16 protein-coding genes are annotated in these 15,299 nt (G+C 67.2%); 2 read left to right on the top strand and 14 right to left on the bottom strand.

The window, feature by feature from the left end; all coding sequences use genetic code 11:
• The first annotated feature begins 43 nt into the window (after window positions 1-43).
• Together gltA and KF889_16130 are read left to right on the top strand one after the other, a co-directional pair.
• The gene (gene gltA, locus KF889_16135; protein MBX3500969.1) at window positions 44-1,345 is read left to right on the top strand and encodes a citrate (Si)-synthase; all 1,302 of its coding nucleotides are present in this window, start codon (window positions 44-46) and stop codon (window positions 1,343-1,345) included.
• Between the two features lie 31 nt (window positions 1,346-1,376).
• Window positions 1,377-1,574, top strand: a complete 198-nt coding sequence (locus tag KF889_16130) for a hypothetical protein (protein ID MBX3500968.1) — start codon at window positions 1,377-1,379, stop codon at window positions 1,572-1,574.
• Window positions 1,575-1,617: 43 nt separating this feature from the next.
• On the opposite strand, the gene gloA is transcribed toward KF889_16130, so the two are convergent.
• The 14 genes from gloA to KF889_16060 all read right to left on the bottom strand — a co-directional run bounded on the left by gloA (window position 1,618) and on the right by KF889_16060 (window position 15,295).
• Complete coding sequence (gloA, locus tag KF889_16125) at window positions 1,618-2,028, bottom strand: lactoylglutathione lyase (protein ID MBX3500967.1); 411 nt, start codon at window positions 2,026-2,028, stop codon at window positions 1,618-1,620.
• Between the two features lie 24 nt (window positions 2,029-2,052).
• A complete protein-coding gene (fabZ, locus tag KF889_16120; GenBank protein ID MBX3500966.1) occupies window positions 2,053-2,526 on the bottom strand; it encodes a 3-hydroxyacyl-ACP dehydratase FabZ in 474 nt (157 codons plus the stop codon).
• 35 nt (window positions 2,527-2,561) lie between these two features.
• The gene (gene bamA / locus KF889_16115) at window positions 2,562-4,817 is read right to left on the bottom strand and encodes an outer membrane protein assembly factor BamA (protein ID MBX3500965.1); all 2,256 of its coding nucleotides are present in this window, start codon (window positions 4,815-4,817) and stop codon (window positions 2,562-2,564) included.
• Between the two features lie 109 nt (window positions 4,818-4,926).
• A complete protein-coding gene (gene rseP / locus KF889_16110; protein MBX3500964.1) occupies window positions 4,927-6,327 on the bottom strand; it encodes an RIP metalloprotease RseP in 1,401 nt (466 codons plus the stop codon).
• A gap of 21 nt (window positions 6,328-6,348) precedes the next feature.
• Complete coding sequence (locus KF889_16105) at window positions 6,349-7,527, bottom strand: 1-deoxy-D-xylulose-5-phosphate reductoisomerase (protein MBX3500963.1); 1,179 nt, start codon at window positions 7,525-7,527, stop codon at window positions 6,349-6,351.
• Between the two features lie 7 nt (window positions 7,528-7,534).
• Complete coding sequence (locus tag KF889_16100) at window positions 7,535-8,233, bottom strand: phosphatidate cytidylyltransferase (protein ID MBX3500962.1); 699 nt, start codon at window positions 8,231-8,233, stop codon at window positions 7,535-7,537.
• A complete protein-coding gene (locus tag KF889_16095; protein MBX3500961.1) occupies window positions 8,214-8,951 on the bottom strand; it encodes an isoprenyl transferase in 738 nt (245 codons plus the stop codon). The genes KF889_16100 and KF889_16095 overlap by 20 nt, the downstream gene beginning before the upstream one ends.
• A 31-nt stretch (window positions 8,952-8,982) precedes the next feature.
• Window positions 8,983-9,540, bottom strand: a complete 558-nt coding sequence (gene frr / locus KF889_16090; protein MBX3500960.1) for a ribosome recycling factor — start codon at window positions 9,538-9,540, stop codon at window positions 8,983-8,985.
• 2 nt (window positions 9,541-9,542) lie between these two features.
• Window positions 9,543-10,268, bottom strand: a complete 726-nt coding sequence (pyrH, locus tag KF889_16085) for a UMP kinase (GenBank protein ID MBX3500959.1) — start codon at window positions 10,266-10,268, stop codon at window positions 9,543-9,545.
• A gap of 86 nt (window positions 10,269-10,354) precedes the next feature.
• Window positions 10,355-11,257: an elongation factor Ts gene (locus KF889_16080; protein MBX3500958.1), complete on the bottom strand. Its 903-nt coding sequence runs from the start codon at window positions 11,255-11,257 to the stop codon at window positions 10,355-10,357.
• Window positions 11,258-11,329: 72 nt separating this feature from the next.
• Entirely contained in the window at window positions 11,330-12,148 is an 819-nt protein-coding gene (rpsB, locus tag KF889_16075) for a 30S ribosomal protein S2 (GenBank protein ID MBX3500957.1), read from the bottom strand.
• A 357-nt stretch (window positions 12,149-12,505) separates the two neighbouring features.
• Window positions 12,506-13,300, bottom strand: coding sequence for a DsbA family protein (locus KF889_16070; GenBank protein ID MBX3500956.1), 795 nt, complete (start codon window positions 13,298-13,300; stop codon window positions 12,506-12,508).
• 85 nt (window positions 13,301-13,385) lie between these two features.
• The gene (locus KF889_16065) at window positions 13,386-13,823 is read right to left on the bottom strand and encodes a CopG family transcriptional regulator (protein ID MBX3500955.1); all 438 of its coding nucleotides are present in this window, start codon (window positions 13,821-13,823) and stop codon (window positions 13,386-13,388) included.
• A gap of 68 nt (window positions 13,824-13,891) precedes the next feature.
• A complete protein-coding gene (locus tag KF889_16060) occupies window positions 13,892-15,295 on the bottom strand; it encodes a multicopper oxidase family protein (GenBank protein ID MBX3500954.1) in 1,404 nt (467 codons plus the stop codon).
• Between the last annotated feature and the right edge of the window lie 4 nt (window positions 15,296-15,299).

Below are 15,299 nucleotides of genomic sequence, written 5' to 3'. Positions count from 1 at the left end.
GATGGCGGGGCTTGGCCAGCACGGAAATCGAGCGGGAGCGACCATGAGCAATACCGGCACCGTGACCCTTACGGATGACGCCACCGGCAAATCCTGGAAATTCCCGGTCATGGGGGGCTCGATCGGCCCCAGCGTGATCGACGTCCGCAAGCTCTACGGCGATACCGGCTACTTCACCTACGACCCCGGCTTCACCTCGACCGGCTCCTGCGAATCGAAGATCACATACATCGACGGCGACAAGGGCGTCCTGCTGCATCGCGGCTACAATATCGCCGAGCTGGCCGAGAAGAGCGACTTCATGGAGCTCTCCTACCTGCTGCTGAACGGCGAGCTGCCCAACGCCCAGCAGAAGGCCAAGTTCACGCGCGACATCACCATGCACACGATGCTGCATGAGCAGATCTCGACGTTCTATCGCGGCTTCAGGCGCGACGCGCATCCGATGGCGGTGTGCTGCGGCGTGGTCGGCGCGCTGTCGGCCTTCTATCACGACTCGCTGGACATCAACGACCCGCACCAGCGCATGGTCGCCTCCTACCGCCTGATCGCCAAGATGCCGACCATCGGCGCCATGGCCTACAAGTACTCGGTCGGCCAGCCCTTCATGTATCCCGACAACAAGCTGAGCTATGCCGGAAATTTCCTGCGCATGATGTTCGGCGTGCCGGCCGAGGAATATGTGATGAACCCCGTCGTCGAGAAGGCGATGGACCGCATCCTGATGCTGCACGCCGACCACGAGCAGAACGCCTCGACCTCGACGGTGAGGCTGGCCGGCTCGTCGGGCGCCAACCCGTTCGCCTGCATCGCCGCCGGCATCGCCTCGCTGTGGGGCCCCAGCCACGGCGGCGCCAACGAGGCCGTGCTGAAGATGCTCCAGGAGATCGGCGGCAAGGACAAGATCGGGCCGTTCCTGGCGCGCGTTAAGGACAAGGCGGACCACACCCGCCTGATGGGCTTCGGCCACCGTGTCTACAAGAACTACGACCCGCGCGCGACCGTGATGCGCAAGAGCTGCCACGAGGTGCTGGCCTCGCTCGGCGTCGGCAACGATCCGCTGCTCGAGCTCGCGATGGAGATGGAGGAATTCGCCCTCAAGGACGAGTACTTCATCTCCAAGAAGCTCTATCCCAACGTCGATTTCTACTCGGGCATCATCTTCCGCGCACTCGGCATCCCTGTGAGCATGTTCACGGTGATCTTCGCCATCGCGCGCACGGTGGGCTGGATCTCGCAGTGGACCGAGATGATCGAGGACCCGCAGTCCAAGATCGGCCGTCCGCGCCAGCTCTACAGCGGCCAGACGGAGCGGCCCTACCTGCCGCTGCATTCGCGCAAGTAGCGGGGAGCCCGGCGACACGGAGGCCACGGACATGGCGGCGCGCGGCAGACGCAGCGATGGTTGGGCGGCAAGCAACGGCATCGCCGAACGGGTCGACCGTCCGCGCCTTGTCCGGGTCGGCGCCGCCGCCAACGACAACCGCGCGCCGGCGCTCACCATCGTCCGCCGCCTCGCCTTCGCCGCCCTGGGCGCGCTGGTGGCGACGGCGCTGATCCTGATGTGGGATTAGCCCGCCTTCTTGGTCTTACCTTCCCCCTCCGGGGGAAGGGAACCTACGCGCGCTGGATCAGCTCGATCTTGTAGCCGTCCGGATCCTCGACGAACGCGATCACCGTCGTGCCGTGCTGCACCGGACCGGCCGGGCGCGGGATCTTCACCCCTTCCTTGGCCAGCTTCTCGCACGCCCCGTAGACATCCGGCATGCCGATCGCGAGGTGGCCGAAGGCGGTGCCCAGGTCGTAGCTGTCCTTACCGTAATTGTAGGTCAGCTCGATCACAGTGCTGTCGGTCTCCTCGCCGTAGCCGACGAAGGCCAGAGTGTACTTTCCGGCGGGAACGTCACGCTTGCGCAGGAGCTTCATGCCCAGCAGCCGGGTGTAGAAATCGATCGATCTGTCGAGGTCGCCGACACGAAGCATCGTGTGCAGCATGCGATAGCCGGTATCGGCGCTCGTGCCATCCATGGTCACACCCTCCCTGCTCGCGACCTAGACGCCGCGGATCATCGCCGCAAACGTCGCCTCGGCAGCCACCTTGCCGTCGACCACCGCCTTGCCCTCGAACTTCCACACGCTCTGGCGCGCCTGCAGCTTGTTGACGTGGATCTCGATGCGGTCGCCAGGCGTCACGGGCTTGCGGAAGCGGACATTGTCCATCGAGAGAAAATAGACCAGCTTGCCCTCGGACGCCGCGCCGAGAGTCGCCACCACGAGCACCGCCGCCGTCTGCGCCATCGATTCGACGATCAGCACGCCGGGCATCACCGGATCGGTCGGGAAATGGCCCTGGAAGAACGGCTCGTTGATCGAGACGTTCTTGATGCCGATCGCGCTTTCGCCCAGGCGGAGGTCGATGACGCGGTCAACGAGCAGCAGCGGATAGCGGTGCGGGATCATCTTCATGATCCGGTTGATATCCACCACGTCGATCACCGTAGGAACGGCTGAAGGCATCGCAGTCATAACGTCGCTCGCGTCGACGCCACGGCCCGCCCGGCTCAGAACCGGGTGCCGAAGCTGAAGTTGAAACGCTGCCGGTTGTCGAACGGCTGGTACTTGATCGGGAAAGAGTAGTCCATGCGCAGCGGGCCGAAGGGCGAGACCCACTGTATGCCGATGCCGGCCACCACGCGCGGTGCCGAGGTATCACGAATCGTCGCGCCGACATCGTCGGTGCCCCACAGGCTGCCGACCTCGATGAAGCCCTTGCCGACGATCTGCAGTTCCTTTGGCAGGCCGAGCGGGAAGCTGATCTCGCCCGTCGCCGTGTAGAAGTACTTGCCGCCCAGCGAGTCGTTGCCGTCGCGCGGGCCGATGCCGGCGATCTGGAAGCCGCGAAACGTATCGCCGCCAAGGAAGAAGCGCTGCGAAATCTTCACGTCGTCGCGGATGCCGAAGACGGCGCCCCCCGAGGCCATGAACGACAGCACGAAATCGGTGGCGATCGGGAAATGGATCGCCGCGTCGGCGCGGTTGCGCAGATAGTGCTCGGTGCCGCCCAGGCCGCCGAGCTCCGTCGTCCAGCGCACCACCCAGCCCTTGGTCGGCAGCAGGCGGTCGTTGCGGCGATCCCAGGTGATCACCGTGCCCAGCTCGGAGGTATAGGTCCTGCCTGCCTGTCGCCGGATGAACGGCGAGGCATTGGCCTGGACGTTGAAAATCTCGTCGTACTTGAACGAGTACTTGAACGTCTGCCGCGTGTGCTCGCTCAGTGCGTAGCCGAGGCGCAGCGCGGCGCCGATGGTTCGCTCGTCAAACGAGCTGCTTTCCTGAAGGTCGCGCCCGATGCGGAAGATGTCGAAGCCCGCCGCCAGATTCCGGTCGAGAAAGTACGGCTCGGTGAAGCTGAGGTCGATCTGCGTCTGGCGCGTGCCGAGCGACAGGCCCAGCCGCAGGTCCTGACCCGCGCCCAGCAGGTTGCGTTCGCGCACCGTGATGTCGCCCAGGACGCCCGCCGACGTCGAGTAGCCGGCGCCGAACGAGATCTCGCCGGTGCTTTGCTCGACGACATTGACGTTGATGACCGTCTTGTCCTGGGCCGAGCCCTGCTGGTTGGTGATGTCGACCTTCTCGAAGTAGCCGAGCGCACGCAGGCGCTCCTGCGAGCGGCGCAGCTTGGCGGCATTGAAGGCATCGCCCTCGGCAAGACGGAACTCACGCCGGATCACCTTGTCCAGCGTCCGCACATTGCCGCCGATGTTGATGCGCTCGACGTAGACGCGCGGGCCTTCCTGCACGTCGAAGGTGATGTCGATCGTCTTCGTGTCCTTGTTGCGGCGGACGTTGGGACGCACGTCGACAAAGGCGTAGCCCAGCGTGCCGACCGCCTCCGTGATGGCATTGACTGTGGCCTCGACCTCGTCGGCGTCATACCAGTCGCCCTCGCGCGAGACGATCATCGCCTTCAGCGTGCTGGAATCGAGTGCCTCGAAGCGCGAATTGATCTCGAGCTTGCCGAATTTGTAGCGCTCACCCTCCTGGATCGTGAAGGTGACGAAGAAATGGTCCCTCTTCGGCGTCAGCTCGGCGACCGAGGACACGACGCGAAAATCGGCGTAGCCCTCCGACAGGTAGAACTTGCGCAGCATCTCCTTGTCGAAGTTGATGCGGTCGGGATCGTAGCGATCATCGGAGGTCAGGAAGCGGAACCATGCCGCCTCGACCGAGCGGATCTGCTCGCGCAGCCTGCCGTCGCTGAACTTCTCGTTGCCGACGAAGCTGATGCGGCTGATGGTCGTGATGCTGCCTTCGAAGATCTCGAACACCAGGTCGACGCGGTTCTGATCGAGCCGGATGATCTTGGGCTCGATCGCGGCGTTGAAGCGGCCACCCCTGCGGTAGACCTCCAGCATGCGCCGGACATCGGACTGGACCCTGGCGCGGGTGAAGACCGTACGCGGCTTCGAAGCGATCTCCTGGCGCAGGGTGTCGTCCTCGACCCGCCGGTTGCCTTCGAACTGCACGCGATTGATGATCGGGTTCTCGACCACCTTGACCAACAGGGTGCCGCCGTCGCGTTGGACGCTGACGTCGGCGAACAGGCCGGTCTGGAACAGCGCCTTGAGCGACCTGTCAGCCTCGGCCGGGTCGAAGGGCTGGCCCTCGCGGATCGTGATGTACGAGCGGATGGTGTCGGGCTCGACGCGGCTGTTGCCGGAGACTTGCACCTGGGTGATGGTCGGCCCGCGCTGGGCCAGTGCCGGCACCGCCGAATAGCCGGCCAGCACGAGCGCCAGGGCGAGAAGGCTTCGCAGGACGCGGATCAATAAACAGACTCCCCTGGTCCGATACCCATCGTGGCGCCGAGGCGGCCCCTCTTTAAACCACGCCGAAGCCGACCACCACCCCTGAAATTTCAGCACCTTAGAGGGTCAGCAGCCGCGTGACGATCAGCACGATGTCGTTGTACGTCGCGAAGACCATCAGGCCGCCCATCGCCGCCAGGCCGATCCTGAAGCCGATCTCCTGGGTTCGCTCGCTGAGCGGCCGGCCGCGCACCCATTCGATGGCGTAGAACAGCAGGTGGCCGCCGTCGAGCATCGGCACCGGCAACAGGTTGAACACACCCAAAGTCACCGACAGGCCGATCATGAAGTAGAGGATGGCGCCCCAGCCGATCTGCGCGACCTCGCCGGCCGTCTTGGCGATGCGCACCGGCCCGCCGATCTCGTTGGCCGGCCGCAGGCCGAGCACGATCTGCTTGAGCACCGTGTAGATGGTGCCCGACATGTGCCAGACCTCGACCACCGACTGGCCGGCCGCCTCGAGCGGACCGAAGCGCTTGACCTGCGAGGCGAGCGGGCTGGAGAAGCCCAGCCGGCCCTCGGTGCGCGTTGTGCCGTCGGCCTGGCGGATCTGCTCGGCCACCGGCAATGCCGTGAGCTCGATGACCTCGCCGTTGCGCTCGATCCGGATCTTCGTCGGCTGGCCGGCGCGCTGACGGATGATCTGCGGAATGTCCATGAAGTACGCAATGTGCGTGCCCTCGACCTCGAGGATGCGGTCGCCGCTGTGCAGGCCGGCCTGCTCCGCGGCGCTGCCCGGAAAGACGCGGCCGACGATCGGCAGCGCCTGCACGCTGTCGACGCCAAGGTCGCCCAGGCGGTGCTCGTTCCTGAAGCGGTCGACCAGCAGCCGAGGCGCCGGCGTGATCGAGCGGTGGTAGCTCTTGCCGTCGCGCGTGAAGACGATGGCGATCGGCACGCCGGGATAAAGCTGCGCCGTGCCGATGATGTCCTCGAAGCTGGCGACGTTGCGCCCGGCGATCTCCGTCACCACGTCGCCGGTACGCAGGCCGGCCGCGGCGGCCGGGCCGGTGCCGGCCGGCACGACGATCTGCGGCGGCGTGAAGGGCCGGCCGAAGGTCATCAGCAGCACGAACATCAGCACGACGGCCAGCAGCAGATTGGCCACCGGCCCCGCCGCAACCACGGCGGTGCGTACGGCCAGCGGCTGATTGTGGAAGGCGCGCTTGCGCTCCTCGGCGTTCAGCCGGCCATCAGCCGCGCCGGCGCCGGTTGGATTGCTGTCGCCCAGGAACTTGACGTAGCCGCCCAGCGGCAGGATCGAGATCTTCCAACGTGTACCGGTTTTTGGGCTGGTCCAGCCCCAGATCTCGCGGCCGAAGCCGACGGAGAACACCTCCGCCTTGATGCCGTTGCGCACGCCGACCCAGTAGTGGCCCCACTCGTGGACGAACACGAGCACCGTCATGATCACGATGAACGTGAGGATGTTGTTGGTGATGAACCCGAAGAAATCCATGAAACCTACATTCCCCCGCGTTCAGGCCCCATAGCGGCGCGCTGCGCACATAGCCCTGGCCTCGCTTCTGGCTTCCTCATCGACGTCTCGCAACGCGGCGAAATCGACGCAGTCGCCGGCAAGCGTCAGTCTTTTTCCCAACCCGGCACGAACATCTTCCACTATCCGTGCGATATCCAAGAAACCGATCTCAGACGCAATAAAAGAACCAACCGCTATCTCATTGGCAGCATTCATTATCGTGGTTGAAATCCCGCCAGTTTGCAAGGCTTCTCGTGCCAGTCTCAGGGCGGGAAACCGTTCAATATCAGGGACTTCAAAGGTCAGTGCCTGCAACGTGCGGAAATCCAGCCGCTCCGAGGGCGTCTCGATGCGCTCCGGCCAGGCCAGCGCATGCGCAATGGGCGTGCGCATGTCGGGCGTGCCGAGCTGGGCCAGGACTGAGCCGTCGCTGTAGGCGACCATCGAATGGATCACCGATTGCGGGTGGATGACGATCTCGATGCGTTCGGGGGCGACCCCGAACAGGATGTTGGCCTCGATCAGCTCGAGGCCCTTGTTCATCATGGTCGCCGAATCGATCGAAATCTTGGCGCCCATGTCCCAGTTGGGATGCTTGACCGCCTGCGCTGGTGTGGCCGCCGCCATCTCGGCCAGCGACCAGTTGCGGAACGGCCCGCCCGAGGCGGTCAGGATCAGCCGCTCCACCCGGTCGCGGTTGCGATCCTCGAGGCACTGGAAGATCGCGTTGTGCTCGCTGTCGACCGGCATCAGGGTGCCGCCGCCACGTCGCACCGCGTCCATCAGCAGGCCGCCGGCGCAGACCAGGGCTTCCTTGTTGGCCAGGGCGATGGTGGCGCCACGCTCGGCGGCGACCAGGATCGGCGGCAGGCCGGCGAAGCCGACGATCGCAGCCATCACCCATTGCGCGGGCCGCGCCGCGGCTTCACGCAGCCCTTCGGCGCCGCTGGCGGCGGCGATACCCGAGCCGTCGAGCGCTCTCTTCAGATCGGCGTAGCGACCCTCGTCGGCGACCACCGCCAGCTTCGCGTGCAGCCGACGCGCCTGCTCGGCCAGCAGATCGACATTCGCGTTGGCGGTCAGCGCCTCGACCTCGTAGCGCTCGGGATGGCGCGCCAGCAGGTCGACCGTGCTGCAGCCGACCGAGCCGGTGGAGCCGAGGATGGTGACCCGTTTCATGCGCTTCCTACCAGGGCCAGCGCGCGTCGCCGGCCAGCCGGATCGCGGCCATTGCCACCGCCGCGGCCATCAACGCATCGACACGATCGAGCAGCCCGCCATGTCCCGGAATCAGCCGCCCGGAATCCTTGACCCCGACGTAGCGCTTCACCGCCGACTCCGCGAGGTCTCCGGCCTGCGACACCAGCGAGAGCAGGCCGCCCGCCATCGCCAGCCGGATAGCAGAACCGCCGGTAAAGAGCCATGCGGTACAGACGCCGACGGCGATCGCGGCGGCCAGCCCGCCCAGCGCGCCCGACCACGTCTTCTTCGGGCTGAGCCTCGGTGCCAGCTTCGGTCCGCCCAGCGTGCGCCCCGCGACATAGGCGAAGATGTCGGTGGCCCAGACCGTGGCCAGCAGCCACAGCACCGCCTGCAGGCCGGTTTCCGGCTCGTGCCGCAGCGAAAGCAGCGAGAGCGCCACCGCGGCGATGTAGGCCGCGCCACACAGCAGCAGCGCTGGACGGCGCAGGCCGCCCACCAGCAGGCGCCACTCGCGCCAGGCCAGCACCACGCCGATCGCCAGCAGCAGGTCGAAGAAGGGAAAGCCGTGCCAGGTCGCCGCCAGCACAACCGGCGCCAGCACCAGCGCCGATGCGATGCGCAGGATCAGGTCGCGGCGGGCTCGGCGGGGCGCGGCTGTCGCGTCAGCCGGCGACGGCGCCATATCGCCGCTCCCGGCGGCTGTACTCGGCCACCGCGGCGGCCAGCTGCGCCTTGCCGAAATCCGGCCACAGCGTGTCGACGAACAGCATCTCGGCGTAGGCCGACTGCCAGAGCAGGAAGTTGCTGATGCGCTGCTCGCCGCTGGTGCGGATCAGCAGGTCGGGATCGGGAATGTCGGCCGTCAGCAGCTCGCGCGTCAGCGCGGTCTCGTCGATCGCCTCGGGCGCCAGCGTGCCCGCCGCCACCCGCTCGGCCAGTCGCCGCGCTGCGCGCACGATGTCGGCGCGGCCGCCGTAGTTCAGCGCGATGGTGACGTTGATGCGCGCGTTCGCGCGCGTGCGCGCCTCCGCCTCGTCGATCATCGTGGCGATGTCCCGCGGCAGGCCGGCGCGATCGCCGATGACGCGCAGCCGCGCGCCTTCCTTTGCCAGTGTGTCGAGCTCGGTCCGCATGTAGTGGCGCAGCAGACCCATGAGGAAGTCGACCTCGTCGGCCGGACGCTTCCAGTTCTCGGTCGAGAAGCCGAACAGCGTGATATAGGCGATACCGAGCTCGCCGGCGCCGCGCACCACCTCGCGCACGGTCTCGACGCCGCGACGATGGCCCGCCGTGCGCGGCAGTCCGCGCGCCTTCGCCCAGCGGCCATTGCCATCCATGATGATGGCGACGTGGCGCGGCAGGGCGGCGGTTTCGGCGGGCGCGGTGGCGTGCTGCAGCATGCGGGACTCGAACGGTCGGCGGCCTTCGCCGTCAGACCGTCATGATCTCCTTCTCCTTGGCGTGCAGCACATCGTCGACCAGCTTGACGTGGCGGTCGGTCATCTTCTGCACGTCGTCGTTCAGCTTGCGGTGCTCGTCCTGCGAGATCTGGTGATCCTTCTCGGCCTTCTTGAGCAGCTCCATGCCGTCGCGCCGCACGTTGCGCACCGCCACGCGCGCCTGTTCGGCGTATTTGTGCGCGACCTTGGTGAGCTCCTTGCGCCGCTCCTCGTTGAGCGCCGGGATCGGGATGCGCACCAGCGCGCCGTCGGGCAGCGGATTGAGCCCCAGGCCGGCCTCGCGAATCGCCTTGGCGACCGCCGGCACCATGCCCTTGTCCCACACCGTCACCGACAGCATGCGCGGTTCGGGCGCGCTCACCGTGCCGACCTGGTTCAGCGGCATGCGCTGGCCGTAGGCCTCGACCATGACGGGGTCGAGCAGGGTCGTCGACGCACGGCCGGTGCGCAGGCCGGCAAACTCCTTCTTCAACGCCTCGAGCGCGCCATCCATGCGCTTCTCGAAGTCCTGCAGGTTTGGCGCAACCATGGTCACACCTCGTCGGTGATGATGGTGAAGGTACCTTCACCGCGCATAACCTGCGCGAAGGCGCCGGGCGTGTGAAGGTCGAAAACGAGGATCGGGATGCCGTTCTCCCGCGACAGGGAGATCGCCGAGGCGTCCATCACCTGGAGATCCTGCGACAGCACGTCGAGATAGGTCAGCCGATCGTAGCGCCGGGCATTGGGATCCTTGCGCGGGTCGGCCGAGTAGACGCCGTCGACCTGGGTGGCCTTGAGCATCGCGTCGGCGCCCATCTCGGCGGCGCGCAGGGCGGCGGCGGTGTCGGTGGTGAAGAAGGGATTGCCGGTGCCGGCGGCGAAGATCACCACCCGGCCCTTCTCCATGTGGCGCACGGCGCGGCGGCGGATGTAGGGCTCGCATACCGTGGTCATCGGGATGGCCGAGACCACCCTCGTGTGCAGGCTGATCTTCTCCAGCGCGTTCTGCAGCGCCAGCGAATTGATGACGGTGGCCAGCATGCCCATGTAGTCGGCGCTGGCGCGCTCCATGCCGGCAGCGGCGCCGGAAATGCCGCGGAAGATGTTGCCGCCGCCGATGACGATGCAGACCTGCACGCCCATTTCGTGGACGGTGCGGATCTCCTGGGCGATGCCCGAGAGCATGACCGGGTCGAGGCCGTACTCGCGCTCGCCCATCAGCCCTTCGCCGGACAGCTTCAGCAGGACGCGGCGATAGAGGGGTTTCGCGGACATCTTCGGCCTCTGCGGGGATCGGCGGATACTACACGCGCAGCGACCCGCCGCCCACAGTATTTCGTGTGCAGACCCCGTGCCGACAGCTAGGCCTTGAGCTGGGCCGCGACCTCGGCGGCGAAGTCGCTTTCCTTCTTCTCGATGCCCTCGCCGAGCTGGAAGCGGGCGATGCCGGCGACCTTGACCGGCGCCCCGGCCTCCTTGCCGGCCGCCTCGACGGCCTTGGCGACCTTGGTCTCGCCGTCGATGACGAAGGTCTGCTCGAGCAGCACCACGTCCTGGTAGAACTTGCGCAGGCGGCCCTCGACCATCTTGGCGACGATCTCGGCCGTCTTGCCCGAGCCGGCGGCCTGCTCGGTCAGCACGGCGCGCTCGCGCTCGACCGCGGCCGGGTCGAGCTCGGCCACCGACACCGATTGCGGGTTGGTCGCCGCGACATGCATCGCCAGCTGCTTGCCAAAGGCAGCCAGCTTGGCCGGGTCACCGGCCGATTCCAGCGCCACCAGCACGCCGATCTTGCCCAGCGACGGCGTCACCGGGGTATGGACATAGCTCGCCACCACGCCCTGGCCGACCCTGAGCTTGCGGGCGCGGCGCAGCGACATGTTCTCGCCGATGGTGGCGATCAGCTGGGTCAGCTCGGCCTGCACCTCGGTCTGCATTTTTGCGACATCGCCGTCATTGGCGAGCGCCAGCCGGCCGGCGCGCTCGACGAACTTCTGGAAGGTCTCGTTGCGGCCGACGAAGTCGGTCTCGGCATTGACCTCGACCACGGCGCCCTCGGTGCCGGCCGAGACGACGCCGACCAGGCCCTCGGCGGCGACGCGGCCGGCCTTCTTGGCGGCGGCCGACAGGCCCTTCTTGCGCAGCCAGTCGACGGCGCCCTCGATGTCGCCGCCGGTCTCGGTCAGCGCCTTCTTGCAGTCCATCATGCCGGCGCCGGACTTCTCGCGCAGTTCCTTGACCAGGGCGGCGGTGATCTCAGCCATAGCGGTCTCCATGATGCGGGTCGGCCGGTCCGCGGGACCGGCCGATGCGAATGCGAATGAATGGCGCGGACCTCAGGCGGCAGGCGGCGCGGCCTCTTCCCCGGCGGCGCCCTCGGCGGCGACACCCTCGGCGGCCATCTCGGGCAGCTCCTCGGCATTGGGCTCGGCCGACTCGCCGAGATCGCCGCCGGCGGCGCGGATCTCCTCGCGGATGCCGTCGAGCACGGCCGAGGAGATCAGGTCGCAGTACAGGGAAATGGCGCGGATGGCGTCGTCGTTGCCCGGCACCGGATAGGTGATGCCGTCGGGATCGGAATTGCTGTCGAGGATGGCGACGATCGGGATGCCGCGCTTCTGCGCTTCCTTGACCGCGATCTGCTCCTTGTTGGTGTCGATCACCACCAGGAGGTCGGGCAGGCCGCCCATCTCCTTGATGCCGCCCAGGGCGCGCTCGAGCTTCTCACGCTCGCGCGTCAGGTCGAGCGTCTCCTTCTTGGTCAGGCCTTCCAGCGCGCCGGACGACAGCTTGTCGTCGAGCTCGCGCAGGCGCTTGATCGAGGCCGAGATGGTCTGCCAGTTGGTCATCATGCCGCCGAGCCAGCGGTGGTTGACGAAGTACTGGCCGCAGCGCTTGGCGGCGTCGGCCACCCGCTCGGCCGCCGCCGGCTTGGTGCCGACGAACAGGATGCGGCCGCCGGCGGCGACCGTGTCGCGCACCACCTTCAGCGCCTGCTCGAGCAGCGGCACGGTCTGGGTGAGATCGATGATGTGCACCCCGTTGCGCACCCCGAACAGGTACGGCTTCATGGCGGGGTTCCAGCGGCGCGTGTGGTGGCCGAAATGCACGCCAGCTTCGAGCAGCTGACGCATGGTGAACGTCGGCATCGACATGTCTATACCCTTCTCCGGTTCAGCCTCCGCGGGGGTTGTCCTGTCGGACACCGGAACGGGCGGCGGGATGTCTCCCCGACGTCCGCGATCCCCGCGTGCGAGATGGCGGCGGTTCTAGCGGCGGTTCCGGCCAATAGCAAGGGTGGCGGCCTGCGACATTCGTTCCGGAATCCGGAACCGCGCGCCGACGATCAGCACCCACGGAGAACACAATCGCGAGCCACAGGCACAACCACCCCGTCCATACCAAGTCGAGCGCCCCTCCCGATGCGATATCAGCCATGCCAGGCTTCGCCCGCGCCCGTCAGCCGATGCTCGCCGGCGTCAGCGCGCCGATGTTGGTGATCTCGGCCATCGTCACGGTTTCCTCCGCGCTTCATCGACGAGCTTGCGCAGGGTCGCCGCGTCGGTGGCGCCACGCAGGACCTGCGTGCCGACCACGAATGCCGGCGTGCCCGCGATGCGCAGAGCCCGCGCCAGCTCGAGGTTGCGGTCGATCTCGGTCCGGATGGCGGCGTCGCGCCTATCGGTCTTGAGGCGCTCGACGTCGAGCCCGATTGCCTCCGTGACGCGCAGCGCGCTCGCTTCATCGGCGATGCCGCGCGCCTGCATGAGCGCCTTGTGGAATGCGGCGTACTGGCCCTGGCGGTGCGCGGCGAGCGCAAGCTTCGCCACGGCGACGGAATTCGCGCCAAGGATCGGGAACTCCTTGTACACGATGCGCAGTTTGGGATCGGCGCTCTGCGCCTCGTCCATCGCCCCTGCGACCTGCCGGCAATAGGGGCAGTTGTAGTCGAAGAACTCGACCAGCGTGACGTCGCCTTCGGGATTGCCGCCGACCGGGCTGGCCGGGTCGCGAAACACCTGCTCGGCGCGCGACTTCAGCGTCGCCTGCCCTTCGGTTTCAACGGCAGCGCGTCGGCGCGCCTCCAGGCGCTCGACCGCCTCGACAATGACTTCGGGATTGGCGAGCAGATAGTCGCGCACGCGCTGTCCGAAGGCATCGGACGCCATCGTGGGCTTCACATCCGGGCGATTTCCCCAAATTCCCGGATCCAACGCCAGCCATGCGACGATCGCACTTGTCGCCAGGAGCGATGACACGAGCCACCAACCCCAGCGCGACAGAAAGCCACGAGTTCCGGGACTCATCTGTGCTCTCCAACTTTCACAACAGCCGCCGGGAGAACCCCCACAGCCTGGGATTCGCGCCGGTCGACCTGACGCTCCTCGTCGATCATTCCCTGGCGTAGACGCTGGGCGCCCCGCCGTCCTTGGGCAGCGCGTAGATGACGAACGGAGCCGTCTTGCTGCCACCCATGCCGGGCGAACCGGTCGGCATGCCGGGCAGCGAGATCCCGGCTACCGGCGGCCGCTCGGACATCAGCCGGCGCACCACGTTGACCGGCACGTGACCGTCCACGACATACCCGTCGATGAACATCGAGTGGCAGCCCTGCAGGTGCGAGGGCACGCCAGCCTTGCGGCTGATGCTGTCGAGGTCGTGGGTCGACTTCACCGTCACGTCGAAGCCGTTGACGCGCAGGTACGACGCGTAGGTCTCGCAACAGCTGCACTGCGGGCTCTTGTACAGGATCGCCTTGAGCACCTCCTGGGCGTGCGCCGTCGCGGCGCCGGTCATCAGCGCGCCGGCAAGAATGAGGACACGAAGCATGGGATGGCTCCTTTCGCTGGATTGCACGGTTCCTCCCCGACGCCGGGAAACTTTCAGGAGTGGTTGTCTCATCGTCCCCTGTCTCCTTCGCCGACCCGGAGCACCGCCATCATCCCGGTCGTCTGGTGATCGATGACGTGGCAATGCAGCATCCAGTCGCCGGGATTGTCGGCGACGAAGGCGATGTCGACGGCCTCGCGGGGCGCCAGCATCACCGTGTCGGCCCAGATGTGGTGCGCCACGTCCGCCCCGTTGCGACGCAGCACCCGGAAGCTGTGGCCGTGCAGGTGCATGGGATGCCACCAGGCGGTGTCGTTGCGCAGCCGCAGCAGGTAGCTGCGCCCCAGCTCGAGCGTCGTCAGCGGCGGCATGCCGGCATGGCCGTCGCCGGTCATCGCCGTGCCGTTGATGCTCCACATGGCGCGGCCCATGCCCCTCATTCCGCCGCCGCCCATCATGCCGCCCTGCAGCACCAGCTCCCGGCGCTCCGCCGATCGCAGATCCGGCTCCGGAATCGGGTTGCGGGGCAGCCTGGGCGGCAAATCTGACAGCGGCGTGCGGATGGGCGGCCGCTCGTCGTAGGCCAGGTGGACCAGCCGGTAGTCGAGATCGTCGTAGAAATCGTCGACGACGCGATAGCGCCGGCCGGGTTCACCGCGCATGTCGAGCACGATGTCCACGCGCATCGCGGGACCGATCACGAGGCGGCCATCGACCGGCTCGTGGGGATCGCAGGGCTGGCCGTCGATGGCCACGATGACCGGCTGATGGCCCTCGAAGCGCAACGCCATGATGCGCGCCAATGCGGCGTTGATCAGCCGGATGCGCACGCGCTCGCCGGCCCGCACCCGTTCGTCGGCGGGAACCACGCCGTTGAGCGTGACGGTGTTGCCGATCCGCCCGGACATGCCGGCTTCCATCATGTTGCCGAAGCCGGCGGCGATCCGCCCGTCTGGCGCCAATCGCCAGTCCATCAGCATCCACAGCAGCTCGCGATCCACGGCCGCCTTCTCGTGCTCCTCGACGATCAGCGGGCCGGCGAGTCCGCGGCCGAGCTGCTGCAGGCTGTTGGCGTGCGGGTGGTACCAGAACGTGCCGGCGTCGGGAGGCGTGAACTCGTACACGAAGGTGCCGCCGGGCCCGATCGGCGGTTGGGAGATGCCGGGCACGCCGTCCATGCCGATCGGCAGTCGAATGCCGTGCCAGTGCACGGTGGTGTCCTGATGCAGCCTGTTCTCGACGACGATGCGGACCGGCTCGCCCTGTCGCACACGCAGCGTCGGACCCGGCACGACTCCATCGTAAGCCCACACGTCTGTTGCGCGGTGCTCCTGCCCGGTCAGCGATGCGCGTGCAGGCGCCGCCGTGATCCGATAGACGCGGCCAGCCCGCGCCGGACGCCCCGCGATCAGCGCGAGGCCCCCTGCCGCGGATAGCAGGCCGCGGCGCGAAATCACTCCGCCAGATGGGATTTCC

This window comes from Alphaproteobacteria bacterium (genome assembly GCA_019635875.1).
In the GTDB taxonomy this organism is placed as follows: domain Bacteria; phylum Pseudomonadota; class Alphaproteobacteria; order Reyranellales; family Reyranellaceae; genus JAFAZJ01.
This window is presented reverse-complemented; position numbering and strand designations above follow the sequence as displayed.